Annotated in this window: 26 protein-coding genes and 1 riboswitch; of the genes, 15 read left to right on the top strand and 11 right to left on the bottom strand. The window is 72.3% G+C overall.

From position 1 onward, the window contains the following. Positions 1-125: 125 nt before the first annotated feature. The 4 genes from ABT137_RS36650 to mhpD are packed head-to-tail and all read right to left on the bottom strand — an operon-like array spanning position 126 to position 3,772. Positions 126-959, bottom strand: coding sequence for an isocitrate lyase/PEP mutase family protein (locus ABT137_RS36650; protein ID WP_351715491.1), 834 nt, complete (start codon positions 957-959; stop codon positions 126-128). Positions 960-996: 37 nt separating this feature from the next. After that, positions 997-2,010 (bottom strand): 4-hydroxy-2-oxovalerate aldolase, encoded by a 1,014-nt coding sequence (gene dmpG / locus ABT137_RS36655; RefSeq protein WP_351715493.1) that lies wholly within the window; start codon positions 2,008-2,010, stop codon positions 997-999. Next, positions 2,007-2,978 carry an acetaldehyde dehydrogenase (acetylating) gene (locus ABT137_RS36660; protein WP_351715495.1) on the bottom strand — a complete coding sequence of 324 codons (972 nt, stop codon included), beginning with the start codon at positions 2,976-2,978 and terminating at the stop codon, positions 2,007-2,009. The genes dmpG and ABT137_RS36660 overlap by 4 nt, the downstream gene beginning before the upstream one ends. Further along, positions 2,975-3,772, bottom strand: a complete 798-nt coding sequence (gene mhpD / locus ABT137_RS36665) for a 2-keto-4-pentenoate hydratase (protein ID WP_351715497.1) — start codon at positions 3,770-3,772, stop codon at positions 2,975-2,977. Before mhpD ends, ABT137_RS36660 begins: the two co-directional genes overlap by 4 nt. Positions 3,773-3,846: 74 nt before the next feature. Between mhpD and ABT137_RS36670 the strand changes: the two genes are divergently transcribed. Continuing rightward, entirely contained in the window at positions 3,847-4,587 is a 741-nt protein-coding gene (locus ABT137_RS36670) for an IclR family transcriptional regulator (protein WP_351715499.1), read from the top strand. A 33-nt stretch (positions 4,588-4,620) separates the two neighbouring features. Here the strand turns inward: ABT137_RS36670 and ABT137_RS36675 are convergent, their stop codons facing one another. Next, complete coding sequence (locus ABT137_RS36675; protein ID WP_351715501.1) at positions 4,621-5,490, bottom strand: aminotransferase class IV family protein; 870 nt, start codon at positions 5,488-5,490, stop codon at positions 4,621-4,623. 116 nt (positions 5,491-5,606) lie between these two features. Continuing rightward, positions 5,607-5,822, top strand: a riboswitch (cobalamin riboswitch). Between the two features lie 171 nt (positions 5,823-5,993). Between ABT137_RS36675 and metE the strand changes: the two genes are divergently transcribed. The 4 genes from metE to ABT137_RS36695 all read left to right on the top strand — a co-directional run bounded on the left by metE (position 5,994) and on the right by ABT137_RS36695 (position 11,116). After that, entirely contained in the window at positions 5,994-8,303 is a 2,310-nt protein-coding gene (gene metE / locus ABT137_RS36680) for a 5-methyltetrahydropteroyltriglutamate--homocysteine S-methyltransferase (RefSeq protein WP_351715502.1), read from the top strand. Between the two features lie 113 nt (positions 8,304-8,416). After that, entirely contained in the window at positions 8,417-8,968 is a 552-nt protein-coding gene (locus ABT137_RS36685; protein WP_351715504.1) for a histidine phosphatase family protein, read from the top strand. Between the two features lie 79 nt (positions 8,969-9,047). Next, positions 9,048-9,407 (top strand): DUF6204 family protein, encoded by a 360-nt coding sequence (locus tag ABT137_RS36690; protein ID WP_351715506.1) that lies wholly within the window; start codon positions 9,048-9,050, stop codon positions 9,405-9,407. A gap of 248 nt (positions 9,408-9,655) precedes the next feature. Then, positions 9,656-11,116, top strand: coding sequence for a hypothetical protein (locus ABT137_RS36695; protein WP_351715508.1), 1,461 nt, complete (start codon positions 9,656-9,658; stop codon positions 11,114-11,116). Positions 11,117-11,123: 7 nt separating this feature from the next. Here the strand turns inward: ABT137_RS36695 and ABT137_RS36700 are convergent, their stop codons facing one another. Continuing rightward, on the bottom strand, positions 11,124-11,558 hold the full coding sequence (locus ABT137_RS36700; protein WP_351715510.1) for a pyrophosphohydrolase domain-containing protein: 435 nt from the start codon (positions 11,556-11,558) through the stop codon (positions 11,124-11,126). A 105-nt stretch (positions 11,559-11,663) separates the two neighbouring features. Between ABT137_RS36700 and ABT137_RS36705 the strand changes: the two genes are divergently transcribed. Then, the gene (locus ABT137_RS36705; protein WP_351715512.1) at positions 11,664-12,662 is read left to right on the top strand and encodes a TAXI family TRAP transporter solute-binding subunit; all 999 of its coding nucleotides are present in this window, start codon (positions 11,664-11,666) and stop codon (positions 12,660-12,662) included. A gap of 119 nt (positions 12,663-12,781) precedes the next feature. Here ABT137_RS36705 and ABT137_RS36710 read toward each other — a convergent pair whose 3' ends face one another. Both ABT137_RS36710 and ABT137_RS36715 read right to left on the bottom strand, forming a co-directional pair. After that, the gene (locus ABT137_RS36710) at positions 12,782-14,179 is read right to left on the bottom strand and encodes a sensor histidine kinase (protein WP_351715514.1); all 1,398 of its coding nucleotides are present in this window, start codon (positions 14,177-14,179) and stop codon (positions 12,782-12,784) included. Positions 14,180-14,188: 9 nt separating this feature from the next. Next, the gene (locus ABT137_RS36715; RefSeq protein ID WP_293999046.1) at positions 14,189-14,881 is read right to left on the bottom strand and encodes a response regulator transcription factor; all 693 of its coding nucleotides are present in this window, start codon (positions 14,879-14,881) and stop codon (positions 14,189-14,191) included. 315 nt (positions 14,882-15,196) lie between these two features. Between ABT137_RS36715 and ABT137_RS36720 the strand changes: the two genes are divergently transcribed. From ABT137_RS36720 to ABT137_RS36755, 8 genes are all read left to right on the top strand, one after another. Next, entirely contained in the window at positions 15,197-15,973 is a 777-nt protein-coding gene (locus tag ABT137_RS36720) for an amino acid ABC transporter ATP-binding protein (RefSeq protein WP_351715516.1), read from the top strand. 143 nt (positions 15,974-16,116) lie between these two features. Then, positions 16,117-16,953: a glutamate ABC transporter substrate-binding protein gene (locus tag ABT137_RS36725; RefSeq protein ID WP_351715518.1), complete on the top strand. Its 837-nt coding sequence runs from the start codon at positions 16,117-16,119 to the stop codon at positions 16,951-16,953. A gap of 168 nt (positions 16,954-17,121) precedes the next feature. Further along, positions 17,122-17,787 (top strand): amino acid ABC transporter permease, encoded by a 666-nt coding sequence (locus tag ABT137_RS36730; protein WP_351715520.1) that lies wholly within the window; start codon positions 17,122-17,124, stop codon positions 17,785-17,787. Continuing rightward, positions 17,784-18,695, top strand: a complete 912-nt coding sequence (locus tag ABT137_RS36735) for an amino acid ABC transporter permease (RefSeq protein ID WP_351715523.1) — start codon at positions 17,784-17,786, stop codon at positions 18,693-18,695. Before ABT137_RS36730 ends, ABT137_RS36735 begins: the two co-directional genes overlap by 4 nt. 235 nt (positions 18,696-18,930) lie before the next feature. After that, positions 18,931-20,568, top strand: a complete 1,638-nt coding sequence (locus ABT137_RS36740) for an FAD-dependent monooxygenase (protein ID WP_351715525.1) — start codon at positions 18,931-18,933, stop codon at positions 20,566-20,568. Positions 20,569-20,646: 78 nt separating this feature from the next. Further along, positions 20,647-20,718, top strand: a complete 72-nt coding sequence (locus tag ABT137_RS36745; RefSeq protein ID WP_311737274.1) for a putative leader peptide — start codon at positions 20,647-20,649, stop codon at positions 20,716-20,718. Positions 20,719-20,784: 66 nt separating this feature from the next. Next, positions 20,785-21,339 carry a cupin domain-containing protein gene (locus ABT137_RS36750; protein ID WP_502984633.1) on the top strand — a complete coding sequence of 185 codons (555 nt, stop codon included), beginning with the start codon at positions 20,785-20,787 and terminating at the stop codon, positions 21,337-21,339. Continuing rightward, positions 21,330-21,773, top strand: coding sequence for a rhodanese-like domain-containing protein (locus tag ABT137_RS36755; protein WP_502984635.1), 444 nt, complete (start codon positions 21,330-21,332; stop codon positions 21,771-21,773). The genes ABT137_RS36750 and ABT137_RS36755 overlap by 10 nt, the downstream gene beginning before the upstream one ends. A gap of 186 nt (positions 21,774-21,959) precedes the next feature. Here ABT137_RS36755 and ABT137_RS36760 read toward each other — a convergent pair whose 3' ends face one another. After that, positions 21,960-22,745, bottom strand: a complete 786-nt coding sequence (locus tag ABT137_RS36760) for a TetR/AcrR family transcriptional regulator C-terminal domain-containing protein (protein WP_351715530.1) — start codon at positions 22,743-22,745, stop codon at positions 21,960-21,962. An 88-nt stretch (positions 22,746-22,833) separates the two neighbouring features. Here ABT137_RS36760 and ABT137_RS36765 point away from each other — a divergent pair, with 88 nt between their 5' ends. After that, positions 22,834-23,223, top strand: a complete 390-nt coding sequence (locus ABT137_RS36765; RefSeq protein ID WP_351715532.1) for a VOC family protein — start codon at positions 22,834-22,836, stop codon at positions 23,221-23,223. 163 nt (positions 23,224-23,386) lie between these two features. Here the strand turns inward: ABT137_RS36765 and ABT137_RS36770 are convergent, their stop codons facing one another. Then, complete coding sequence (locus ABT137_RS36770; protein ID WP_351715534.1) at positions 23,387-25,915, bottom strand: FtsX-like permease family protein; 2,529 nt, start codon at positions 25,913-25,915, stop codon at positions 23,387-23,389. A 97-nt stretch (positions 25,916-26,012) separates the two neighbouring features. After that, positions 26,013-26,855, bottom strand: a complete 843-nt coding sequence (gene recX, locus ABT137_RS36775) for a recombination regulator RecX (protein ID WP_351715536.1) — start codon at positions 26,853-26,855, stop codon at positions 26,013-26,015. Position 26,856 lies beyond the last annotated feature (1 nt).

A 26,856-nucleotide genomic window follows, 5' to 3' on the forward strand; every position in this document is an offset into this window, starting at 1 on the left:
CGCCCTCAAGGATGTTTATGGCGCTGACATTGCGGGTCTCATGTGAGCGCCACATGCATTGTTGGCGCCGCACACATTCTACGGCGGCGGCGACGAGGCCCCGGATGACGAGCCCGTCCGGTTCGTCAGCCGCGGAAGAGCTCGTTCAGGTCCGTCTGCGAGATCTGGTTCTCGGCGTAGGAGAAGGTCCCCCGCTCCGCCAGCTCCCGGGCCGCGGCGAGCAGCTGCGCGTACATCGCCCGTGCGATGCTGCCGCCCACCGTGACCCGGCGCACGCCGAGTTCGCGGAGGTCGGCCAGGGACAGGGCGGTACCCGTCAGGCCCATCACCACGTTCAGGGGGCCGTCGATCTCCCGCACCAGCCTGCCGATCGTCGCGGCGTCGGCCGCACCCGGCACGAACGCGCAGTCGGCGCCCGCCGCCAGATACCCGTTGGCCCGCCGGACCGCCTCGTCGAGCGGGCCGCCGGTGAGCAGCACGTCGGTCCGGCCGACGAGGACGAACGGCTCGCCGGCCGCGTCGACCGCCTCGCGCGCGGCGCGGATCCGGTCGGCCGCGAGCTCCGGGTCGTACAGCGGCCGGGAGGGGTCGCCCGTGAAGTCCTCGATGTTGCCGCCGGCGGCCCCGGCCGCGAGGGTCATCGAGATCGTCTCGGCCACGGTCCCGGGCGCCTCCCCGAACCCGTCCTCCAGGTCAGCGCTCACCGGGATCCGTACCTCGGCGGCGATCTCACGGATCCGGCCCACCATCGTGGCGCGGTCGACCCGGCCGCCGCCGTAGTCGTGGTCCGCGCGGCCCAGGGAGAAGGCGATGCCCGCGCTGGTGGTGGCCACGGCCGGGAAGCCGGCCGACTCCAGGACGCGGGCGCTTCCCGCGTCCCAGGCGTTGGGGAGCAGGAAGCAGCCCTCCCGGTGCAACTCCACGAAGCGTGCGGCCCGTTCCCTGCGTTGAGTGTCCACGCCCGTCAGTGTGTCAGCCGCCACTGACAATCAGGTGTCAGCGGCTCCCGGCGAGGTCCAGGGCGATGTCGGTGATCATGTCCTCCTGCCCGCCGACCAGCTTGCGGCGGCCCACCTCGACCAGGATCGCCCGGGTGTCCAGGCCGTGCCGGCGGGCGGCGGCCTCGGCGTGCCGCAGGAAGCTGGAGTACACGCCGGCGTAGCCGAGGGTGAGGGTCTCACGGTCCACCCGCACCTCGCGGTCCTGCAGCGGTCGTACGACGTCGTCGGCCGCGTCCATCAGCGGGAACAGTTCGCAGCCGTGCTCCCAGCCCATCAGGTCGGCGACCGCGACGAAGGCCTCCAGCGGGCAGTTGCCCGCTCCGGCGCCCTGTCCGGCGAGGGAGGCGTCGACACGGGTGACGCCGTTCTCGACGGCGACGACCGAGTTGGCCACGCCCAGGCCGAGGTTGTGGTGGGCGTGGATGCCGAGTTCGGTGCCCGGGTCGAGGAGGTCCCGGTAGGCGCGGACGCGGTCCCGGACACCGTCCATGGTCAGCCGGCCGCCGGAGTCGGTGACGTACACGCAGTGCGCGCCGTAGGACTCCATCAGCTTGGCCTGACGGGCCAGTTCGGCGGGCTCGGCGAGGTGGGACATCATCAGGAAGCCCGCCACGTCCATGCCGAGCTCGCGCGCGGCGGCGATGTGCTGGGCGGAGATGTCGGCCTCGGTGCAGTGGGTGGCGACACGGACCGAGCGGACGCCCAGGGAGTGGGCCTGCTTCAGGTCGTGGAGCGTGCCGATGCCCGGCAGGAGGAGGGTGGTCGGGATGGAGTGCCGTACGGCGTCCACGACCGCCTCGATCCACTCCCAGTCGGTGTGCGCGCCGACGCCGTAGGTGACGCTGGAGCCGGACAGGCCGTCGCCGTGGGCCACTTCGACGGCCCGGACCCCGGCCGCGTCGAGGGCGGCGGCGATGGTGCGGGCCTGGTCGACGGTGTAGCGGTGGCGGACGGCGTGCATGCCGTCCCGCAGGGTGACGTCCTGGACGTACAGACGGGTACCGGTCATCGGGACGCCACCTCCGGGGCGATCGGGGTCCCCTCGCTCGGGCGAAGCCGAGGGTGGGGGAGGTCGGCCATGCGCTCCGCGGTGCGCAGCGCGGCCGAGGTCATGATGTCGAGGTTGCCCGCGTAGGCGGGCAGGTAGTGGGCGGCGCCCTCCACCTCCAGGAAGACGGAGACCTTCACCGCGTCGCCACCGGGGGCCAGGGTGCGCAGCGGGTCGTCGGCGGCCACCCGCTCGAACTGCACCTGCTGCTTGAGGCGGTAGCCGGGAACGTACGTCTGCACCCGCGCGACCATCTCCGCCACGGAGTCCGCCACGCGCGCGTCGTCGCAGTCGCCGACCAGGCAGTGCACGGTGTCCCGCATGATGAGCGGCGGCTCGGCGGGGTTGAGCACGATGATCGCCTTGCCGCGGGCCGCGCCGCCGACCTTCTCGATGGCGGACGCCGTGGTCTCGGTGAACTCGTCGATGTTGGCGCGGGTGCCGGGCCCGGCGGAGCGGGAGGAGATGGAGGCGACGATCTCGCCGTAGTGGACCGGCGTCACGGCGGCGACCGCGGCGACGATCGGGATGGTGGCCTGGCCGCCGCAGGTGACCATGTTGACGTTCGGGGCGTCCAGGTGGGCGTCGCCGTTGACGGGCGGCACGACGTACGGGCCGAGCGCGGCCGGGGTGAGGTCGACGACCGTGCGGCCGAGGGCGCGCAGCACCTCGTCGTGGCGGCGGTGGGCGCCGGCGGAGGTGGCGTCGAAGACGATCGACACGTCCTCGAACTCGCCCAGGCCGACCAGGCCGTCGACGCCCTCGTGGGTGGTGGCCACCTTCAGGCGCCGGGCGCGGGCCAGGCCGTCCGAGTCCGGGTCGATGCCGGCCATGGCGGCGATCTCCAGGCTCTCCGACAGCCGCAGGATCTTGATCATCAGGTCGGTGCCGATGTTCCCGGATCCGATGACGGCGACCTTCGTGGTCATGCTGCTCCCTCGGTGGCGAAGGCGACCCCGACCGTGCCGAGGCCCTCGATGTGGGCGGTGAACTCGTCGCCCTCGGCGGCGACCGCCATCGGGCCGAGCGCGCCGGTCAGGACGATGTCGCCGGCCCGCAGCGGATCGCCGAGGCCGGCCAGGGTGGCGGCGAGCCAGCGGGCGGCGGTGAGCGGGCTGCCCAGGCAGTCGGCGCCGGTGCCCCGGGAGATGGTCTCGCCGTTCTTGGCCAGGGTCATCCGGACCCCGCGCAGGTCGACCCGGTCCAGCGGGACCGGCGTGCCGCCGAGGACGAACAGGCCGCAGGAGGCGTTGTCGGCGACGGTGTCGACGATCGTGATGTCCCAGTCGGCGATCCGGCTGTCCACGATCTCCAGCGCGGGCAGCGCGAAGGCGGTGGCCCGCAGCAGGTCGGCGACGGTCGGGTCGCGGTACGGCAGGTCGGCGGCCAGCACCAGGGCGACCTCGGCCTCGACCTTGGGCTGGAGCAGCCGCCCGGCCGCGACCGGCTCGCCCTCGCCGACCGCCATGTCCGCGAAGAGGGCCCCGAAGTCGGGCTGTCCGACCCCGAGCTGGCGCTGTACGGCGGGCGAGGTCAGCCCGATCTTGCGGCCCACGAGCCGGCGGCCGGCGGCCACGCCCCGCTCCACGTGCAGCCGCTGCACCGCGTACGCGGTCTCGATGTCGTCCTCGGGGAGGAGGGTGCGGACGGGGGCGCAGGGAGTGCCGGTGCGGGTGGCTTCGTCGAGGACGTCGGCCACCTTGGTGACGAGGTCAGGGCTCATGCCGACAGGTATAGGCGGGCGGCGGGAAACCCGGCAAAATATGTTCCGTGGTACGGAACAGCGATCAAGGAAACATGCTCGACAAGGCGATGGCGGTCCTGGACTGCTTCCGCCCGGACGGCGGCGCGTTCCGCCTCACGGAACTGGCCGAGCGCTCCAAGCTGCCCAAGACCACCGTGTTCCGGCTCTGCGCCGAGCTGGTCCGGCTCGGCCTGCTGGAACGGGACGCGGACACCTACCGGCTCGGCGGCGCCCTCTTCGAACTGGGCTCGCTGGTGCCGCGCCGGCACGACCTGCGGGAGGCCGCGCTGCCGTTCCTCCAGGACCTGTTCGAGGCCACCCACGAGACCGTGCACCTCGGGGTGCGCGAGGGCCACGAGGTGGTCTACGTCGAGCGCATCCACGGCCACGACGCGCTGCGGCTGCCGTCCCGGATCGGCGGCCGGCTCCCGCTGACCTGCACCGGGGTCGGCAAGGCCCTGCTGGCGTTCTCGGGCGCCGAACTGGTCGAGGAGGTGCTGGCGGCGCCGCTCCCCCGCCTCACCCCGCACTCGGTCACGGACCCCGGCCGGCTGCGCACGGCCGTCGAGCAGGCCCAGGTCGCGGGCCTCGCCTACGAGGAGGAAGAGGCCGCGGTGGGGGTCAGCTGCATCGCGGCCCCCGTCTTCGCCGGGCCGACGGCGGTCGCGGCGCTCTCGGTGGCCGTACCGTGCGGCCGCTTCCGCCCGGCACAGCTGGCCCCGGCGGTGCGGACGGCGGCCCTGGGCCTCTCCCGGGCGCTGCGCGGGGCCAGACACCCGGCGGGACCGGCGTGAACACGGCTGTGACCGGAATTTTCCCGGCAACCCCTAGATGATCTGCCAGGGGTTGGTCTCGTAGCAGTCCACGAGCAGGTCCGTGACGGCCGGGTCGACGGCCAGCGCCGTCCCGTCGATGCTCGCCACCGGCACGGCCGGCGAGATCGAGTTCGCCAGGAAGGCCGAGCAGTCCGGGGAGCCGGACGCACCGGCCACCAGGTCCGCGAGCCGGATCTCACGCCGCTCGGACGGGATGCCCTTGGCCGCCAGCCCCCGCTGCAGCAGCTGCATCGTGATGCCCGGCAGCATGGCGGCCTCGGGCCAGACGACCCGTTCCCGGTCGTAGAAACCGATGTTGGAGACCGACGCCTCGCTGATCCGGCCGTACCGGTCGGTGAACAGCGCGTCGTCGTACCCGGCGAGCACCGCCTGCCGCCGACGGTGCGTGAGCCCGAACGTCCCGGCGTGCTTGAGGTGGGGCAGGTCCCGCTCGTACTCGACCGCCCGCAGTCGCACCGGCGCGGTCTGCGCCTGTGCCGGGGCGCTCGTCGCCACAGCCAGGTCTGGCTCGACGGGCTCGCCCCGCAGCACGTCACCGAGCCTCCTGGTGAAGGCTGTCACCCGGACCGACACCGCGTCCGGGCCCCCGTCGAGGGCGTGCCGCACACAGCCCCGCACCCGCTCTGCGTCCAGCCCCCTGCCGAACAGTTCGCGCGCGCTCTCGTCCAGCCGCGTCAGGTGCAGATCCAGCCCCCGGACCGCGCCGTCCCGCACCTGCATCGAGGTGAAATGCGCGTAGTTGGCCCGCGCGAGCACCGTCAGATCCGCATTGTCCGCTTCAGCCCCGTTGATTTCCACCCGGTCGATGACGATCCCTCTCTCCCCGTTGCCCACTGCCTGGCGGCCATGTCCCGGCCACATTAGGCGCGCGCAGAGCCGGTTCGAAAGCGAACCGGATCGAAAGCGAGCCGGATCGAAAGCGAGCCAGCTCGACTGCCGCGCCGTCGACGACACCCCGGGCCGCTTTCGGGGCGGGTTAAGCTGACCGTGCAGCTGGTTCGCCCTGTCAGCCAGACGGGACGTCGCAAGAGGGAACCCGGTGGGAATCCGGGACTGCCCCGCAGCGGTGAGCGGGAACGACCGCCGTCATACGCACTGGATCCACCGGGTCCGGGAAGCGACGGCCAGTAGGTGTCCTCCGGACGGAGGGCGTGCCCGCGAGTCCGAAGACCTGCCATCTGCCCGCGCGCGAACCACTCGTGCGCGGACATCCCGGTGACCTCGTGGGCGGGTCGGCGTGCATATCGGACGGTCGGTCGCGTACTCGTTCACGGCGTACGACCGTTGCCGTCCGGTTCGTCACCCCTTCGCGCTCTCGTCCCGTCGCCGGGATCTCAGGGAATCGTCTCGCGAAGGAGATCTCCGTGACAGCCAAGTCCGCAGCCGCGGCAGCCCGGGCCACCGTGTACGGCTACCCCCGCCAGGGTCCGGCCCGGGAGCTGAAGAAGGCAATCGAGAGCTACTGGAAGGGCCGGGTCACCGCCGACGCCCTGCGGGCCTCCGCCGCCGAACTGCGCCGGTCCACCTGGCGGCAGCTCGCCGAGGCCGGCATCCACGAGGTGCCGACCGGCGACTTCTCGTACTACGACCACGTCCTCGACACCACCGTGATGGTCGGCGCGATCCCCGACCGCCACCGGGCCGCCGTCGAGACCGACGAGCTCGACGGCTACTTCGCCATGGCCCGCGGCACGCAGGACATCGCGCCGCTGGAGATGACGAAGTGGTTCGACACCAACTACCACTACCTGGTGCCGGAGTTGGGCCCCGACACCGCCTTCGCCACGAACTCCGCCAAGCAGATGGGCGAGCTGACTCAGGCGCTGGCCCTCGGCCTCGCCGCCCGGCCGGTGCTGGTCGGCCCGGTCACCTATCTGCTGCTCGCCAAGCCGGCGCCCGGCGTGCCCGCCGGCTTCGACCCGCTCACCCTCCTCGACCGGCTGCTCCCGGTGTACGCCGAGGTGCTCGCCGACCTGCGGGCGGCCGGTGCCGAGTGGGTGCAGCTCGACGAGCCGGCCCTGGTGCAGGACCGCACCCCGGCCGAACTGAACGCCGTCACCCGCGCCTACCGCGACCTCGGCGCCCTCGCCGACCGGCCGAAGCTGCTGGTCGCCTCCTACTTCGACCGGCTCGGCGAGGCCCTGCCGGTGCTGGCCAAGGCCCCGGTCGAAGGGCTCGCCCTCGACTTCACCGAGGCGGCGGCCGCCAACGTGGACGCCCTGGCCGCCGTCGGCGGACTGCCCGGCAAACGGCTGGTCGCCGGTGTCGTCAACGGCCGCAACATCTGGGTCAACGACCTGTCGAAGTCCCTGTCCACCCTCGGCACCCTCCTCGGGCTCGCCGACCGGGTCGACGTCGCCGCCTCCTGCTCCCTCCTCCACGTACCGCTGGACACCGCCGCCGAGCGGGACATCGCACCGCAGATCCTGCGCTGGCTGGCCTTCGCGAAGCAGAAGACGGCCGAGATCGTCACCCTCGCCAAGGGCCTCGCCCAGGGCCCCGACACCGTCGCCGCCGAACTCGCCGCCAACCGCGCCGACCTGGTCTCCCGGGCCGGTTCACCGATCACCCGTGACTCCGCCGTGCGGGCCCGCGCCGCGGCCGTCACCGAGGCCGACGCCCGCCGCTCCCAGCCGTACGCCGAACGCTCCGCCGCCCAACGCGCCCACCTGAGGCTGCCGTTGCTGCCCACGACGACCATCGGCTCGTTCCCGCAGACCGGCGAACTGCGCACCGCGCGTGCGGACCTGCGGGCGGGCCGGATCGACACGGCCGGTTACGAGGAGCGGGTGCGGGCCGAGATCCAGGAGGTGGTCGCCTTCCAGGAGAAGGCGGGCCTGGACGTCCTGGTGCACGGCGAGCCCGAACGCAACGACATGGTCCAGTACTTCGCCGAGCAGCTCACCGGCTACCTGGCCACCCAGCACGGCTGGGTCCAGTCCTACGGCACCCGGTACGTCCGCCCGCCGGTCCTCGTCGGCGACATCTCCCGCCCCGAACCGATGACCGTGCGCTGGACATCGTACGCCCAGTCCCTCACCGGCCGCCCGGTCAAGGGCATGCTCACCGGGCCGGTCACCATGCTGGCCTGGTCCTTCGTCCGCGACGACCAGCCCCTCGGCGACACCGCCCGCCAGGTCGCCCTCGCCCTGCGCGACGAGGTGAACGACCTGGAGGCGGCGGGCACTTCGGTGATCCAGGTCGACGAGCCCGCGCTGCGCGAGACCCTTCCGCTGCGGGCCGCCGACCGGGCCGGATACCTGGCGTGGGCGACCGAGGCGTTCCGGCTCACCACCGCCGGAGTCCGTCCGGACACCCAGATCCACACGCACATGTGCTACGCCGAGTTCGGCGACATCGTGCAGGCCATCGACGACCTCGACGCGGACGTCATCAGCCTGGAGGCGGCCCGCTCGCACATGCAGGTCGCCCGCGAACTCGCCGCGCACGGCTACCCGCGCGAGGCCGGACCCGGGGTCTACGACATCCACTCCCCGCGGGTGCCGAGCCCGGCCGAGGCCGCCGCCCTGGTGCGGACCGGCCTGGCCGCCATCCCCGCCGAACGGCTCTGGGTCAACCCCGACTGCGGGCTGAAGACCCGCGGCTGGCCGGAGGTCCGGACCTCCCTGGAGAACCTGGTCGCGGCGGCGCGATCGGTGCGTGCGGAGCTGTAGCCGACTCCTGGCGCGGGTGCCGGACGGCGTACTGTCGTGCGCGTCCGGCACCCGTCGTCGCCGGCACCCACCGTCGCCGGTACCTGCTGTCCGACCGAGGAGAACTTCCGCCCGTGACCTGCCGAGTCATCCTCATAGCCCCCGCCATCACCCCCTCGCTGCGGCGGGCCCGCTTCGACGACGGTGACTCGATCGAGAAGCCCGAGGCGGTGGCGCTGTCCCTGCCGGCCGCGGGCGAGACGGTCAGCTCCCCCAGCGTGCGCTGCCGGGAGACGGCGGCCGCACTGGGCCTCGACGCCACGGCGGAGCCCGAGCTGTCGGGCCTGGACGCGGGGCGCTGGCGGGGGCGGACGCTGGAGGAGGTCGGCACCGCCGAACCCGACGCGCTGCTCCAGTGGCTGACCGACCCGGGGGCCGCGCCGCACGGGGGTGAATCGGTACGGGAGTTGTGCGTGCGGGTCGCCGGCTGGCTGGACCGGACGGGCCTGACCATCGGCCGGACGATCGCCGTGGTGGAACCGGAGGTGGTGCGCGCCATGGTGCTGCACGTACTGGGGGCGCCCGAGGCGGCGTTCTGGCGCGTGGACGCCCCGCCGCTGTCGGCGACGGAGATCACGGGCGGGCCCGGGCGCTGGAACCTGCGGCTCGGCCAGGTCGGCGGGTAGGCGTCCGGCGGTCGGGGGTGTCCGGCGGGTGCCGGAAACGCGGTGGAGCGGTGCGCCCCGTCCTGCCTAGGGTCGCGCCATGACCACCCGCACCTTCCGCGTCACCGTCCGCGGCGTCTTCGACGGCCTCACCGCCGAGCAGCGCGCCGAACTGCTCTCCCGGGCCGCGGAGCACGACGTGCTGCGCGCGGCCTTCACGCCCGAGGGCCACCTCAGTTACGACATCACCGCCCGTCCGGCCTTCACCTTCCGCTTCCAGGACACCGGGGAGGAAGAGGAGGACATCCTGGCGGCGACCGAGCGCGCCGAGGAGGCGGCCAGGGCGTGGCTCACCGAGCGCGGCTACGGCTACAAGAACCTCAGGTCCAACGCGGAGGACCTCTCCCAGGCCCCCCTCGGCAAGCGCCGGCGCCGGACGGCCGCGCAGCGGCAGGACTGACTCCGGCTCTGACTTCGACTCCGACTTCAGCTCTGAATTCAGCTCTGGCTTCGGCCCTGACTCTCATGGATACGGCCATGTCGGCCTGAAGTCGCCGTGGTTCAGGTCACGTCGGGATGTGGGCGGATTGTGGGGAGCCTGTGCGGCGGGCGTGGCATGCTCGGGGCCACACCGAGTTACCGGCCGGTTCTACTTACCGGTAACCATGATCGGTGTCTCTTCGTCACCCCCCACCCTCAGGACTGACCTTGCGCAGACGCACAAGGCTCGGGCATGCCCTCGTGCCCGCCTTCGCCGTGACCGCCCTCCTCCTCGCCTCGGGCTGCTCCTCGCCGCAGCACGAGGCCGCCGCCGACGGCCACGCCCGGGAGGCCACCCGGGTCTCCGACGACTCCACCGCCGCCGCCCGCACGGACGGCCGGACCCTCGCCGTCGCCGCCGCACCGGCCACCGCCGCGACCGCGGCCGCGGGCTCGGCGGGTGCGGGCCGGCCGGCACACCGCACCACGCTCACCGTCAGCTCCTACGACGGTAAGACCCGACGGGCCGTCATATCCAATGCCGCGAAAGGAAATTCGGCGGGCAAGGGCAGTCCGGCCGCCCCGACCGTCTCCCCCAGCCCCACGCCATCGGCCTCCGCTTCCGCCTCGGCCTCCGCCCAGCAGGCCGCCGTCGGTGACGTCATCGCCAGTGCCCCCGCGCCCGGCGCCCCGGACGGGCTGCTCGCCAAGGTGACCAAGGTGCTCGGTGAGACCGACGCGGGCACCGAGGTGCAGACCGAGCCCGCGACCCTCGACGCCCTGCTCGGCGACGACACGGCGAAGGGCACCGTGCCCGTCGACCCGGCCGCCTTCGACGTCGACAAGCTGCTGCCCGACGTCAAGGTCTCCTGGTCCAAGGCCGGTGACGTGCACGTCGGCCCCGAGGGTGCCACCGTGCCGCTCGGCAGCCTCCGCCTGGACGTCAGCACCGAGGTGCCGACCGCCGAGGGTGCGCCGGCCTCCGCCGCGGCCTCGGTCTCCGGCTTCGTCCAGGTCGCCCCGCAGGTCGACTTCGCCTACGGCGGCGCGGGCACCGGCTCCGCGCCCGGCTCCGCCTACCTCGGCGTCTCCGGCGACTGGGACTCCGGCTGGGCGGTCAAGGGGCGGGCCGGGGCCACGGCCACCCCGCTGCGCATCCCGTTCGCCAGGCTGCACGCCGACCCCGTCCTCCAGGTCGGCGCGGTCCCCGTCGTCGTCAACCTCGACCTGACCTGCTACCTCCAGGTGAGCGGCGACGGGAAGATCACGGTCGACGTGGAGCAGAACCTGAAGGGCGGCTTCAAGGCGGGCGGGACCTTCGGCACGGCCCAGGGCTGGACGCCGGTCAGCAGCTCGACCATGACGAGCACTCCGGTGCGCACCTCGGTGACCACCGCGGGGAGCGTCAGGACCGCGCTGGGCGCCGAGGCCTCCGTCGGCCTCTACGGCAGCGTGGGCGTCACCGCCGACCTGGCGCCGTACCTGCGTGGCGAGGCCACCGGCACGGTCACCGCCACCTCCGCGACCCCGGGCGCGGACGTCCGGGGCACCTGGAACCTGTACGGCGGTGTCGACCTCTCCGGCACCCTCCGCCTCCAGCTGTCGGTCTTCGGCACGCCGGTGCTGGAGCGCGGCATCCCGCTGGGCGCCCTGCACCGCGAATGGAAGCTGGCGGGCGGCACCCTCTGACCACGGGTCAGGCCGCGCCGCCCGGTATCCAGCCCTGGCGGCGCAGCACCGCCGAGACGTCCGGCGCCCGGTAGTGCTCCCCCTTGAGCACCTTGCCGTCGGCCCGGCGGGCCACCTGCCCGTCGGGCCCCAGCTTGCTCATGTTGGCCCGGTGGATCTCGGCGAGCACCGCGTCGAGGTCGATCCCGTGCACCAGCGCGGTGCCGTACGCCACGTAGACCACGTCCGCCAGCTCGTGCGCGAGCCGGTCGAGGGGCCCGCCTACCGCGACCTCGGCGACCTCCGCGGCCTCCTCGGCGAGCAGTTCCCCGCGGTGCGCGGCCAGTTCGGAGGACACCTCGGTCGGCGTGGTGCGGGCATCCAGGCCGAAGGCGCGGTGGAACTCCCGGACGAGGCGGGCGGGTGAGGTACCGGTCGGGGCGCCGGGGACGGGACTGGTCATGCGAACGACTCTAGCGGCCGCCACTGACAGTCCCGTTCCGCCGCCGTGCCCCGGCCCCGACCCCGGCCCTGGTCAGGACGGTGACCGGCTGGCAGGATCGCGCGCATGTCCAAGCTGCTCCCCCGTATCGGCAGACGCCGTGCCCTCCAGTGTGCGACCGCCGGCGTCGTCGCGTTCGGCCTGCTGCTGTGGTGGCTGCTGCCGCTCGGCGAGAAGCCGCCGACCGGGACGATCGTCTTCAGCACCGGGACGCTGCGCGGCGTCTACCAGGAGTACGGCGAGCGGCTGCGCACCGAGCTGCGCAAGGACATGCCGGGCCTGAAGGTGGAGCTGCGGCAGAGCAACGGGTCGTACGAGAACGTACGGCGGGTGGCGACCGGCCACGCCGACTTCACCATCGCGGCGGCCGACGCGGTGGAGACGTACGAGCTGAACGGCGGCCAGGACGCCGGACTGCTGCGCGGGGTGGCCCGGCTCTACGACGACTACGTCCAGCTCGTCGTACCCCGCGACTCGGGCATCACCGACGTCGCGCAGCTGCGGCACAAGCGGGTGGCGATAGGGCTGCCCAACTCGGGGGTGCGGCTGATCGCCGACCGGGTGCTCAGGGCCTCCGGGATCGACCCGGCGAAGGACATCACACCGGTGTCCGACGGCATAGACACCGGCCCGGACCAGTTGCGGCGCGGCAAGATCGACGCGTTCTTCTGGTCGGGCGGCCTGCCGACCAAGGGGCTCCTGGACCTGGCGAAGAAGTTCAGCTTCACGTTCGTCCCGATCGGCGGAAGCCTCGTCACCAAGCTGCACACCGAGGGCGCGGCCTCGCTCTACTACCGGGCGACCAACATGCCTGAGTCGGCGTACCCGTCCGTGCAGCAGGGCACGACGGTGCCCACGATCGCGGTGTCCAACGTCCTGATGACCCGCAAGGACGTCGACCCGCGCCTCACCGAGTGGGTGACCCGCACGGTCATCAAGAGCCGCGACGACATCGGCAACCACGTCCACTCGGCCCAACTGGTGGACCTGCGCACCGCGATCTACACGGACCCGCTGCCGCTGCAGGAGGGGGCGCGACGGTACTACCGCTCGGTGAAGCCCTGAGCTCAGCTTGAAACGCCCCAAAGGGGCGCTGGGGGTACCCCCGGCCGAAGGCTGGGGGAGGAACTGCGCGAGCACCCCCACCCACTCGCACCCAGACCAGAACCGCACCCACCCATCTCTCACCCACCCCGCGGCACGGACACGGTCACCCGCAGCCCCCGCGGCTCATGGTGCTCATAAGCGATCGCCCCTCCCCCCGCCGCCAGCAACGCCCGCGTGATCGACAACCCCAGCCCCGACCCCTTCACGTTCTGATGCCGCCCGCTCCGCCAGAACCGGTCCCCCACGCGCGCGAGTTCCTCGTCCGTCAGCCCCGGCCCCGAGTCGGTCACCACGACCGTGGACACGGCACCGTGGGCGGCCACGACCACCTCCACCGCACCCCCCTCCGGCGTGAACTTCACCGCGTTGTCGATCACCGCGTCCAGCGCGCTGGACAGCGTGACCGGGTCGGCCCACCCGGTGGTCGGCGTGCAGTCCCCGGTCAGCCGGACCCCCTTCGCCGCGGCGGCCGGTGCCCACGCGGCGATCCGCTCCTCGGCCAGCCGCCCGAGATCGGTCAGCAGCAGGTCCGCCTCGGCGTGCTCGGCCAGCGCCAGGTCGAGCAGGTCGTCCAGGACCTGCGCGAGCCGCTTGCCCTCGGTGCGGACCGAGGCGATCTCCTCGTTGTCCTCGGGGAGTTCGAGGGCGAGCAGTTCGATGCGCAGCAGCAGCGCGGAGAGGGGGTTGCGCAGCTGGTGGGAGGCGTCGGCGACGAAGGCCCGCTGCTGCTCCAGCACGTCCTCGACGTTGTCCGCCATCTCGTTGAACGCCCGGGCCAGCCGTCTGAGTTCCGGGGGGCCGCCGGCCGCCGCGACCCGGGACTTGAGCCGGCCGCTGGCGATGGCGTGCGTGGTGGCGTCGAGCACCCGTACCGGCCGCAGCACCCACCCGGTCAGCCGCAGCGCCGCGCCGACGGCGAGCAGCATCGCCGCGCACTCGCCGGCGCCGATGACCAGCCAGTCGCGCAGGGTGCGGGAACGCATCGGGCCGGTGGGCGAGTCGGTGACCACCACGGCGACGACATCGCCGTCCCGGATCACCGGCGAGGCCACCACCAGCCGGCTGCGCTGCCAGGGCCACACCTGCGCGGGATCGTGGCTGCGGCGGCTGAGCAGGGCCTCGCCGAAGGCCTCCCGGACCTCGCCGGTCTCCGGCAGCACCCAGTCGTCGGGCGCGTTGGCCATGGAGGAGGCGTTCCGGTAGAAGACGCCCGCGCGGATGCCGTAGACGCCGTAGTAGCTGGCGAGTTCGCGGCGGAGGGTCTCCAGGCGGTCGTCCGTGCGCAGGGGACGCGCGGTGGTGGGCGTGTCGGTCACGAACTGGGCGAGGGCCGCGAACCGCGCGGTGTCGTCGATGCGGTCGACGACGACCTTCTGCTGCTGCGCGGAGGCCGTGCTGACGGCGAGCGGAAAGCCGAGCGCGAGCAGCACGGCCGCCATCAGGACGATGAGCAGCGGAAGGAGACGTGTGCGCACCCGTCCCCGCTACGCGGCCGGGGCGACGAGCCGGTAGCCCACGCCGCGTACGGTCTCGATGAGCGCGGGCATGCGCAGCTTGGCGCGCAGGGAGGCGACATGCACCTCCAGGGTGCGGCCGGTCCCCTCCCAGCTGGTGCGCCAGACCTCGCTGATGATCTGCTCCCGGCGGAAGACCACGCCGGGCCGCTGGGCGAGCAGCGCCAGCAGGTCGAACTCCTTGCGGGTGAGCTGGACGACCTTGCCGTCCACGCTGACCTGGCGGGTGGGCAGTTCGATGCGGACGGCCCCGAGTCGCAGCGCGCTGTCGCCGTCGGCGCCGGCCTGGCCGTCCTCGTGGTGGGTGCGCCGGCTGACCGCGTGGATCCGGGCGAGCAGTTCCCCGGTGTCGTACGGCTTCACCACGTAGTCGTCGGCGCCGAGGTTGAGGCCGTGGATGCGGGAGCGGACATCGGAGCGGGCCGTCACCATGATGACCGGGGTGCTGGTGCGCTTGCGGATCTTGCCGCAGACCTCGTAGCCGTCCTGGTCGGGCAGGCCGAGGTCGAGGAGGACGACGTCGTAGCCGTCGCTCTCGGGGACGAGGGCGCGGAGCGCCTCCTCGCCGCTGCGGGCGTGGGTGACGGAGAACCCGTGCCGGGCCAGGACCGCGGAGAGTGCGGCGGCGACGTGGTTGTCGTCCTCGACGAGCAGCAGTCTCATCCCGGCCCCCTCCGGTTCAGCGGTCGTACCGTCGTGGTTCGCCGTCGGCTTGTCTGTGGAGAACCCGCGCGTTGTAGAAAACGCACGCGCGCGTGCACGAGGAGCAGTCACGCTGATGGACGCCGACGGCGTCAAGTGGGTTCCGGTGGCGGGCGGGTTCCGTTACGCGGCCGATACCCGGGCAGCCGCCGGTGCTACGACACGTGTCCGTTTGCTATCGGATCGTGATGCTCAGATCTCCCTCAGATGTAATGACGCTGGTCATCCGCTCTCACTACATTCCTCCGAAACCGAGGAGGACGGAGCCCGAAAGCGATGACCGAAGTATCGGTGGCCAAGCAGGACGTGGCCGCGACCGGCGAACTGGTCGTCCTGAAGAGCGTCAACAAGCACTTCGGCGCGTTGCACGTGCTCCAGGACATCGACCTGACGATCGCACGCGGTGAGGTCGTCGTGGTGATCGGGCCCTCCGGGTCCGGCAAGTCCACGCTGTGCCGCACCGTCAACCGCCTGGAGACCGTCGACTCCGGAACGATCACCATCGACGGCAGGCCGCTGCCCCAGGAGGGCAAGGAGCTGGCCCGGTTGCGCGCCGACGTCGGCATGGTCTTCCAGTCCTTCAATCTCTTCGCGCACAAGACGGTGCTGGAGAACGTGGTGCTCGGGCAGGTCAAGGTCCGTAAGTCGGACCGGAAGCAGGCCGAGGAGAAGGCCCGCGCCCTGCTCGACCGGGTCGGCGTGGGCACCCAGGCCGACAAGTACCCCGCGCAGCTCTCCGGCGGCCAGCAGCAGCGCGTCGCCATCGCGCGGGCGCTGGCGATGGACCCGAAGGTCATGCTCTTCGACGAGCCGACCTCGGCCCTCGACCCCGAGATGATCAACGAGGTCCTGGAGGTCATGCAGCAGCTGGCCAGGGACGGCATGACGATGATCGTCGTCACCCACGAGATGGGCTTCGCCCGCTCGGCCGCGAACCGGGTGGTCTTCATGGCCGACGGCCGGATCGTCGAACAGGCGACCCCGGACCAGTTCTTCAGCAACCCGAGCAGCGACCGGGCCAAGGACTTCCTGTCGAAGATCCTGCACCACTGAGGCGCGGCAGGCCCCGCTTCCTTTTCACAGACGTCTCCCCGGACGTCTCCCCGACGTGTTCAAAACCGTCTTCAAAGCGGTCCTTCAAAGCGGTCTTTCAAAGCCGTCTTCACCAAACTTCACCAAAACGAGGGATGTTCATCATGCAGCTCCGCAAGGTCACCGCCGCCTCGGCCGCCGTGCTCGCGCTCGCCCTGTCCGCCACGGCGTGCGGCAGCGGCGACAAGGACGACAGCGGTTCCTCGGGCGGCGGCAAGATCAAGGTCGGCATCAAGTACGACCAGCCCGGTCTCGGCCTCCAGGAGCCCGACGGATCCTTCTCCGGCTTCGACGTGGACGTGGCCACCTACGTGGCCGGGCAGCTCGGTTACAAGCCGAACCAGATCGAGTTCGTGCAGACCAAGAGCGCCGACCGGGAGAACGCCCTCGCGCGCGGCGACGTGAAGTTCATCGCGGCCACCTACTCGATCACCGACGAGCGCAAGGCGAAGGTGGACTTCGCCGGCCCGTACCTGCTGGCCCACCAGGACCTGCTGGTCAAGAACGACTCGAAGATCGCCAAGGGCTCGGACCTCAACGGCAAGAAGCTGTGTTCCGTGACGGGTTCGACCTCGGCGCAGAACATCCAGAAGACGATCGCCCCGGACGCCAACCTCAAGGAGGTCGGCACCTACTCGGAGTGCATCGCCGGCCTGCAGAGCGGCGCCGTCGACGCGGTGACCACGGACGACTCGATCCTCGCGGGCTTCGCCGCGCAGGACAAGTACAAGGGCCAGTTCAAGCTCGCCGGCCTGAAGCTGAGCAACGAGAACTACGGCATCGGCGTCAAGAAGGGCGACTCCGCGACCCTCGACAAGATCAACACGGCGCTGGAGAAGATGGTCGGCGACGGTTCCTGGGACAAGGCCGTCACCAAGAACTTCGGCCCGGCCGACTACAAGAACGAGCCCGCCCCGAAGATCGGCGTGATCGTCAAGTAAGGCTTCGCGCACGGCGGAACCGAACCCCGCGCGGGTCGCGGGGATCCGCCGACGCAGGGATCCGGCAGCCCAACGCGCGGTTCCTCGCGCGCGCCGCCGCCACCGCTTCCCCGGCGGCGGCGCGCCATGCCCTCCACGTACGCCACACACCCGGAAGCGCGGGAAATCGTGTTCGACTTTCTTCAAGGCTACGACGTCCTAGGGGCGTTCTGGACGACGGTGGAACTGACCGTCCTCTCCGCCGTCGGCTCCCTGGTCTGGGGCACCCTGCTGGCCGCGATGCGGGTCAGTCCGGTCCCGCTGATGCGCGGGTTCGGCACCGCCTACGTCAACATCGTCCGGAACATCCCCCTGACGGTCATCATCATCTTCACCTCGCTCGGACTCGCCGACATCTTCGGCGTGACACTGGGCGCCTCCGACTTCAAGGTCCAGGGCTTCCGCCTCGCGGTGCTCGGCCTGACCGCCTACACCGCGGCCTTCGTCTGCGAGGCGATCCGCTCCGGCATCAACACCGTGCCCCTCGGACAGGCCGAGGCGGCCCGCGCGATCGGGCTGAACTTCTCGCAGACCCTGCGGCTGATCGTGCTGCCGCAGGCCTTCCGCGCGGTGATCGGCCCGCTGGCCAACGTCCTGATCGCGCTGACCAAGAACACCACGGTGGCCGCCGCGATCGGCGTCGCCGAGGCCGCGGCCCTGATGAAGGCGATGATCGAGAACGAGGCCCAGACGCTGGCCATCGGCGCGGTCTTCGCCTTCGGCTTCGTGGTCCTGACCCTCCCGACCGGCCTGTTCCTCGGCTGGCTCGCCAAGCGCCTGGCGGTGAAGCGATGAGCTCCGTGCTGTACGACACCCCGGGGCCCCGCGCCAAGCGGCGCAACGTGGTCCTCTCCGTCGCCTTCGTCCTGCTCCTCGCCCTCGCGGTCTGGTGGGTCTGGCGGAAGATGGACGACAAGGGCCAGCTCAAGTGGGACCTGTGGCAGCCGTTCACCACCTCCGAGGCGTGGACCACGTACCTGCTGCCGGGCCTCGGCAACACCCTCAAGGCCGCGGCGCTCGCCATGGTCATCGCCCTCCCGCTGGGCGCGGTCTTCGGCATCGCCCGCATGTCCGACCACGCCTGGGTGCGGATACCGGCCGCCTGGATCGTGGAGTTCTTCCGCGCGATCCCGGTCCTGCTGCTGATGCTGTTCGCCAACGAGTTCTACGTCCGCTCCACCGACGTCGGCAGCGACGAACGGCCGCTGTACGCGGTCGTCACCGGCCTGGTGCTCTACAACGCCTCGGTGCTCGCCGAGATCGTACGGGCCGGCGTCCTCGCGCTCCCCAAGGGGCAGACGGAGGCGGCGTACGCGATCGGGCTGCGCAAGGGGCAGACGATGACCGGCATCCTGCTGCCGCAGGCGGTCACCGTGATGCTGCCGGCCATCGTCAGCCAGCTCGTGGTGATCGTGAAGGACACCGCGCTGGGCGGTGTGATGCTGCAGTTCACGGAGTTGCTCACGGCGCGCGGCACGCTGGCCGCCAACTACGCCAACGTCATCCCCAGCTTCGTCGTCGTCGGGGTCGTCTTCATCGTGCTGAACCTCGCGCTCACCACGTTCGCCTCCTGGCTGGAGAAGCGGCTCCGGCGCAGCAAGCGCGGCACCGGCGCGGTGCTGGGCGCCGAGGACGTCAGCGACCTGAACGCGGCGGAGATCAGCGGCACCTTCGCGACCGGGGCGGGCGGAGCCAACGCCTGACTCCCGGTCAACCCGAACGACACACACGGAGGCAGCGGCCGTACGGGCGCTGCCTCCGCCGATTTCCCGTGCGCCACGGCACCTGCGCGCCCGCCATGCTGACGTGTCCCCGGGTGCGCCGCTTGACCGGGTGGCGCCCAGTCTGTTGCATACGTTCTGTGATCGTGCACCCTGCTCCACCCACTTGTTCATCGATGTCCGTCGGGACTTGCGTACGGGCAGGGGGCGCCGCGCCGTGGACCCGGTGATCATCGTCGGAGCGGGGCCCGTCGGGCTCACGCTCGCCCTGGCGCTGGCCCGCCAGGAGGTGCCGTCCGTCGTCCTGGACGAGGGTCCGGGCAAGGACGAGCCGCGCCCGGCGCGCACGGTGGTGCTCCATGAGGACACCGCCGCCCTGGTGGCGCGCCTGTCCGGCGCCCCGCTGGAGGAGCTGGGCGCCCGCTGGACCGGCTGGCGGTCGATGCGGCGCCGGCAGGTGCTGCGCGAGGTCGTCTTCGACGACGCCGGCGAGCCGTCCCCGCTGCACCTCGCACAGCACGTGCTGACCAACGCCCTGCGCGCCGCGATCGCCGACGAACCGCTGGTCAAGATCGCCACCGACAGCCGTCTGGACGCCGTCGAGCAGGAGCGCTCCGGAGTCACCGCGCACACCCGCGGCCCCAGGGGCACCTGGTGGCGCGGCAGTTACCTGGTGGGCTGCGACGGCCCCCGCTCGACCGTGCGCAAGCTCCTGGACATCCGCTTCCCGGGCCGTACGGCGGTGGAACGGCACGCGGTCGCCGCGCTGCGCACGGAACTTCCGTGGCCCGGTCAGGCGTTGCTCCATCGGACACCGCCGTGGCGGACGTCCGGGCCCTCGGCCGGGGAGGTGACCGCCCGCCCCCTCCCGGACGGCGTGTGGCGCCTGGACTGGCTGCTGCCGCCCGGCAAGGACCTGGTCACCCCCGAGCTGCTCGTGGCCCGGATCCGCGAGACCCTCGCGGGCTGGACGGGCGGCACCACACCGCCGTACGACCTGCTCGACACCGGCGTCCACACCGTGCACCACCGCCTCGCCCGCAGGTGGCGGGTGGGCCGGGTGTTCGTCGCCGGGGACGCCGCGCACCTGCTCGGCGCGCTCGGGACGCACGGCCTCGACGAGGGGCTGCGGGACGTCGACAACCTCGCCTGGAAGCTGGCCCCGGCCTGGCACCACGGCCCGCACGAGGCCCTGCTGGACAGCTACCAGACGGAGCGGCGCGCGGTGATCGCCGCCCGGCTGCGCGCCGCCGACCAGGTGCTGCCGGTGCTGCGCGGCGGTGGCGGGCTGCGCGGGTTCGTCCCCGGCGCGTCCCGGGGGCACGACGCGCTCCTCACCGAAGGTCACTTGGGGCACGGTCCGCTCGGTGCGCCGGGGGCGTACGCCGACTCGCCCCTCGCCCCCCGGCACCTGGAGCACGAGATCCCGGTCGACACCCCGCAGGGGACACCGGTCACCGATGTCCGGGTCACCGCGGAGGACGGCACCTTCGTGCAGCTGCGCTCCCGGCTCGGCCGCGGCGCGCTGCTCGTCGTCCTGATCGCGCCCGGTACGGGGGTATGGGACCGCAAGCACTGGGTCTCCGCCGGGATCATGCCCCGGCTCGCGGCGGCCGTGACCGCGCTGCCGCACCCCGCCGAGCTGCTGGTCGCCGAGGCCTACCCGGGCGCCCCGGCGCACACCGTGCTGCTCGTGCGCCCCGACGGCCATCTGGTCACCGCCCTCAACGGGGTCCGCCCGGCCGACCTGTACGCGGCGGCCGAGGCGACGCTGGGCGGCAAGGACCGGGAGACGGCCGAGCAGGAGGGGCAGCGGGCGGAGACGAAGGCGCAGGCCGGTTCCCCCGCGCGGTGACCGGGCCGTCCACATTCTGACGGTGAGTTGACCGGCCCGCACCGTCGTGGTGTACTCCGCATCGTGAACGACACCACTGTGCGCCTGTGGCGGAAGGTCCATGTGGACCTGGTCCGCTATGCGGGCTGCGTGTGTCTTCCGTCCTGCTGATTTCGCATTCTTCTTCTCTCTCCGGGCGCCGTCTACGCCCGCTTCTGCGAACCCTCATCAGGATCGGTGCACGTGTCTGCCTCTCTCTCGTCGTCCTCCGTTTCCCCGTCCGCCCCCGCGCCCGGCGCCGCGCCCACCCAGGCGGACCTCCTCGACTTCGTCCGGCGTACGGCCGTCGACGCCGAGCTGATCGCCTCCCTCCCGCTCGACCCCGAGGGCCGTACCTGGGTACGGCTCGACGGTCCCGCCGGCAGTGAGGCGTGGCTGATCGGCTGGCCGCCCGGCTCCGGCACCGGCTGGCACGACCACGCCGAGTCGGTCGGCGCCTTCCTCACCGCCACCGGTGAGCTGAAGGAGTACTCACTGGCCACCCGGCTGCCCACCGACGGCTGGAAGACCCTGGAGCTCTCCGAGGGCGTCGACCGCGAACGCCGACTGCCGGCCGGGAAGGGTCGCTCCTTCGGCCGCGACCACGTCCACGAGGTGCTCAACGAGTCCACCGAGCACCACGCGGTCTCCGTCCACGCCTACTACCCGCCGCTGCCGCGGATCCGCCGCTACAGCCGCACCGGACAGGTGCTGCGCCTGGAGCAGGTCGAGCGCCCGGTGGACTGGCAGTGAGCGGCACGGAACCGGTGGAGTCACGTCCGGTGGGCATCGACGAACTGCTGGAGCGGGTGCGCGTGGGCTACCGGCGCATCGAGGCGCAGGAGGCGTACGACGCGGCGCGCACCGGCGAGGCCCTGCTCGTCGACATCCGGTACGCGGCGCTGCGCGACCGGGACGGGGTGATACCCGGCGCGCTCGTCATAGAGCGCAACGAACTGGAGTGGCGGCTGGACCCGCAGGGCAGCCACAAGACCCCGGAGGCCACCGGCCACGACCTCCGGGTCGTCGTGATCTGCAACGAGGGCTACGCCTCCAGCCTGGCCGCCGCCTCCCTGCACCAGTTGGGCCTGCACCGGGCAACGGACCTGATCGGCGGCTTCCAGGCATGGAAGACGGCGGGCCTGCCGGTCACGCCTCAGTCGTCCCAGTCTTCGCAGCCGTCCTGAGCGGGTCCGGCGAAGCCCACTGCGGTTCCGCGAAGCGCCCCAAAGGGGCGCGGGGCTGTATCCGATATGCGGCCACCGCCGCGCGGGCGCGACCAGCCACGACGGCGCGGCAGACGGCAGACGGCAGACGGCAGACGGCAGACGGCAGACGGCACATCGCGGCACTTCCAGCGGAGCGCCTAGTCCCTACGGCTCCCCGGTCCCGGTCGAGTCCGTGTGGCTGTCGATGAGCGCGGCGAGACCGTCGAGCACCCGGCCGAGGCCGAACTCCCAGGCGTGACCGGGACTGTACGCGGCACCGTGCGCGGTACCCGCCGCCGTGCCGACCCGGGCGGCGGTGGGGTAGGCACGTGGGTCGAGCACCCTTTCGAGCAGTGGGGCGTTGGCCGCCCACCACTGCTCATCGTCCAGGGCGCTGTCCTGCCGGGCGGCGCGAGCCTCCGCCGCCGAGCGGGCGTTGGCCTGAACGAAGGTGAGCAGAAAGGTCAGGGCGGCGTCCATCTCCACGTCGTCGAGCCCGAGTCCGTCCAGTGCCGACAGTTCGTGTTCGTACTTGGCCATCATTCCGGGTCCCAGCGGCGGACGGCCGGTGGAGATCAAGGCGGCCCACGGGTGCGCCTCGAACAGCGTCCTGTTCTCCTCGGCCACCGCGATCAGCCGGACCCGCCACGGCCGGCCCGTGGTATCCGCCCGGGCCATCTGGACGTAAGCGGTGTCCAGCATGAGGTCCAGAAGCTCGGCCTTGCCCGGCACATAGGTGTAGAGGGTCATCGGGACCACCCCCAGCTGCTGCGCGACGCGGCGCATGGTGACCGCGTCCAGACCCTCGGCATCCGCCAGCCCGATGGCGACGGTGACAACCCTGTCGATGTTCAGCCGCTGCTGCGGCCCGCGCCGCGGGGTGGCGGGGACCCGCCAGAGCAGTTCCAGGGAACGGGCCGGATCACCGGCACTGCTTCGGTCGAGAGGCATCTGGACATCCTCCCCCACCAATTACTCTGTACGCGGTACAGTGTACTGCGTACAGAGTAATCCTCCAGGTCAAGGTCAAGGAGCTCTCGTGTCGATCACCGCTTCCGCCGTCTCCCTCAACGTCGACGACGTCGTGGCGTCCAGCGCCTTCCTCACCGACCACTTCGGGTTCCGCGAGGAACTCGCCGCCGACGGTTTCGCCTCGCTGACCCGCGACGACGCCGGAATGAACGTCGTCTACCTGCGACGCGGCCTGGCCTCGCTCCCCGAGGACCAGCGCGAGGACCACGCCGACGGGGTGATCCTCGCCTTCGTCGTCGACAACCTCGAAGCCGAACTGGCCCGCCTGACCGCCGAGGGCGTCACGATCACGATGCCGTTGCGCGAGGAGCCCTGGGGCGAGCGCGCCTTCCAGGTCACCGACCCCAACGGCGTCATCGTCCAACTCGTCGACTGGAACGCGTCCGGCGGCCACTGAGCCGGTTCGGCCTCAGCGGGTCCGTCGACGCAGCGCCCCAAAGGGGCGCGGGGCTGTATCCGATATGCGGCTACCGCCGCGCGGGCGCGACCAGCCACGACGGCGCCACAGACGGCAGACGGCAGACGGCAGACGGCGCATCGCTGCACTTCCAGCGGAGCGCTCAGTCCTTCGCCGTCGCTGCCGTCACCGCCGGCACCCGCAGCGCCACCCGTCCGGGAAGGGCCGCGGCCACCAGTGCGAGCAGCCCGGCGGTCGCGACGACCGTCACGTACAGCAACGGTGTGACGGTCGGCGCGGCGCGGCCCGTCATGCCGACGCTGAACGCGGTCAGTACGGCGAGCGCGATGCCGCTGCCGAGTGCCGTGGCGAGCGTCAGCACGGACAGCACCTCGGTGCGCAGCATCCGCAGCACCTGACGGCGGGTGGCACCGACCAGCCTGAGCAGCGCGAACTCCCGCACGCGGTCCGCGACCGACATGGCGAGCGTGTTGACGACGGCGATGGCGGTGAAGGCGAGGACCAGCCCCATGGCGAGGAGGTCGACCTCGGCGTTGCCCTGCTGGCGGTGGGCCCGGAGCGAGTCGGCGGCGGTCGGCGAAAGAATTTCAAGCCCTGGGAACTCACGCAGCGTAGTCGCGAGTTGTGCATGTGTACGGGCAGTGCTGACGAGGACGGAGGAGGCGAGCGGGTTGTCCACATGGTGCGAGACGAGGTCGTGGGCGAAGGTGAGGTCGCCGAAGCCGAGACCCCGGGTGTAGACGGCGGCGACGGTGAGCGTGGCGGGCGTGCCGTCGCCGAGCGTGAGTTTCAGGGTGCTGCCGGGCCTCAGGTGGTGCTGATCGGCGGCCAGTTCGCTGACGGCGACGGTGCGGTCGGTGAGCCGGTCGAGGGAGCCGGCGGTCACCTCGGGGTCCCAGGTGCGGGCGAGGCCCTCGGGAGTGACGCCCTGGGCCGGGTACTTGTCGAGTCCGATGCGGACGGTCGTGCGGACCACTTCGGTGGCGGTGTCGTGGTGCGTGCGCAACTCCCGTGCCGCCGCGGCCGGTACCCCGGGTCCCCGGGCGGCGACGACCCAGTCGGCCGTGACCCCGGCGCGGGCCTGGGCGCGCGCGGCGTCGTCGAGGGTGGCCTGGACGAACAGCACGGTGCAGGTCATGCCGATGAGCAGGGTGAGGGGGGTGACGACGGAGGCCATCCGGGCGGCGTTGCCGCGCAGGTTGGCGGTGGCGAGCCGGCCGCCGTGACCGGTGAGCCGCAGCGGGCCGGCGAGCAGCAGCGCGGCCGCCCTGACCAGCAGCGGACCGAGCAGGGCGACGGAGGTGGCGAGGACCACGACGGCGAGGAAGGTGACGGGGGTCGAGGCGGGTTCGGTACGCAGGGAGGTGAGCAGCACGACGAGGACGACTCCACCGGCGAGCAACAGCAGACCGACGGCGATCCGCCCCCAGGCGGGCCGGGCGGGTTCGATGCGGGACTCCGCCAGCGCCTCGGTCGGCCGGATCCGGGTGATGCGCCGGGAGGCGATACGGGCGGCCGCCCAGGCGCCGGCCAGGGTCGCGGCCAGCGCGGCGAGGGGCGGGACGACACCGGTGGTGTGCTGAAGCGCGGCAGGTACGGCGCCGAGTGCGACGAACCTGGTGTGCAGCCAGGCGCCCAGCGGCAGGCCGAGGAGTGCGCCGAGCGTGCCGGCGACCGCGCCGATGATCAGGGCCTCGCGGCCGAGCAGGCGGCGGATCTGTCCCGGTGTGGCGGCGATGGCGCGCAGCAGGGCGAGTTCGCGGTGGCGCTGCTGGACGGTGAGCACGAAGGTGCCGACGACCACCAGGACCGCCACGAGCAGTGAGGTCCCGCCCATCGCGCCGCCCATGCTGACCAGCCGGACCCGGGCGGCGGCCGCGTCCAGGAACTCGACGGGGCCACGGGCGTCCCCGGTGGAGACCTGGGCGGTGGTGCCGCGCAGCGTCCGCGTCACCGCCTGCTTCAGCCGCTCCGGATCGGTGCCGTGCGTCGGCAGCACACCGAACGCGGTGACCTGCCCGGGGTGCGCGGCCAGCCTGCGGGCCTCGGCGGCGGAGAAGAAGAGTGCCGTCTGGTGGCGTACGTCCGTGGCCGGGGCGGCGATTCCGGTGATCCGGTAGGCGCGCGGGGCCTGCGTCGACTGCACGATGAGTGTGTCACCGGGCCGCAGACGGGCGCGTACGGCGAGGTCGCGGTCGACGACCAGGTCGGTGGCCGTCCGGGGCGCGGTGCCGGTGACCAGCCGGTACGGGGTGAGCGCGGCGGACTCCCAGGCGTGGCCGTAGGCGGTACGGCCGCCGGTGCCGGCCGGGGTCAGCGGCTGGGCGAGGAAGGTCAGTTCGGGCACGACCCGGGCGACACCGGGCGTACGGGCGATCCCGGCCTCCAGGCCGGCCGGCAGCCAGGCGCGCTCGGCGATGGGTTTCGCCTTGTGCTTGACCTTGGTCTTGCCGTGCTTGTGCTTGACGGTGGTCCGGTGGACGTACTGGTCGGCGGAGACCACGACCGGGGTCGCCGCGTAGCGCTCGGTGCGGATCGTGCCGCGCAGGCCGGTGTCGAGAAGGGTGCCGCAGGCCGAGATCAGGGCGGCCGCGCAGAGCAGGGCGAGGAAGGCGCCGAGGAAACCGGCCTTGCGGGCGCGGACGGTCTTGAGGGCGTAGCGCAGCATCATGGCGTACACCGTCGTCGACGCGGGGGTCCCCGGGCACTGCGGTGGTCCGGCGTCTTCGCAGGGGGTTAACCCCACCCCCTCCGAGGCCGACGCCCCGTCAGAAGTCCCCGCCCTCCAGGAACTCCGTGTCCTCGCCCTCCTCCTCCAGTGCCCGCCGGACGACCCGGAGGGCCATGCCCTCGGAGTACCCCTTGCGGGCGAGCATCCCGGCGAGGCGGCGGATCCGCTTGTCGCGGTCGAGGCCCCGGGTGGAGCGGAGCTTGCGGGCGACGAGTTCGCGGGCCGTCTCCTCCTCCTGCTCGGAGTCGAGCCGGGCGACGGCCTCGTCGATGAGCGCCGGGTCGACGCCCTTGGTGCGCAGTTCCTGGGCGAGCGCGCGCCGGGCCAGTCCCCGGCCGTGGTGCCGGGACTCCACCCAGGCGTCCGCGAACGCGCTGTCGTTGATCAGCCCGACCTCCTCGAACCGCGACAGCACCTCTTCGACGACGTCGTCCGGGATCTCCCGCTTGTGCAGGGCGTCCGCGAGCTGCTTCCGGGTACGCGGGGTCCCGGTGAGCAGGCGCAGACAGATCGCCCGCGCCCGCTCAGCCGGGTCCGCTGGAGGTTCCCCCTGCTCGGCCCTCGACGAGGAGGAGGAACCCCCGTCCTCACCGGACGGCTCCCCGAAGCCACGCCGACGGCGCGTCCCGGACTTCCGCGAGCCACGGCCGGGTGACCCGTGCCCGCGGGGCCCGCCCGGGCCGTCGTGCGTGCCGTCGCCGTAGAAGCCGTCGGCGTACGCGCCGTCACCCCCGTGTGTGCCGCCCCCGTAGCTGTCGCCGCCCGTGCCGTAGGCCTCGTCACCGTCCCCGGTGGAGCCCGGGTCGCCCCCGGTGCCCCTCCCCCGTGGGGCACCGGGGGACGCGTACTCGTGATCGGCCCATTCGGTTCGTCGTGTCACG

The sequence above is a fragment of the Streptomyces sp. NPDC001980 genome (genome assembly GCF_040296885.1).
GTDB lineage: Bacteria > Actinomycetota > Actinomycetes > Streptomycetales > Streptomycetaceae > Streptomyces.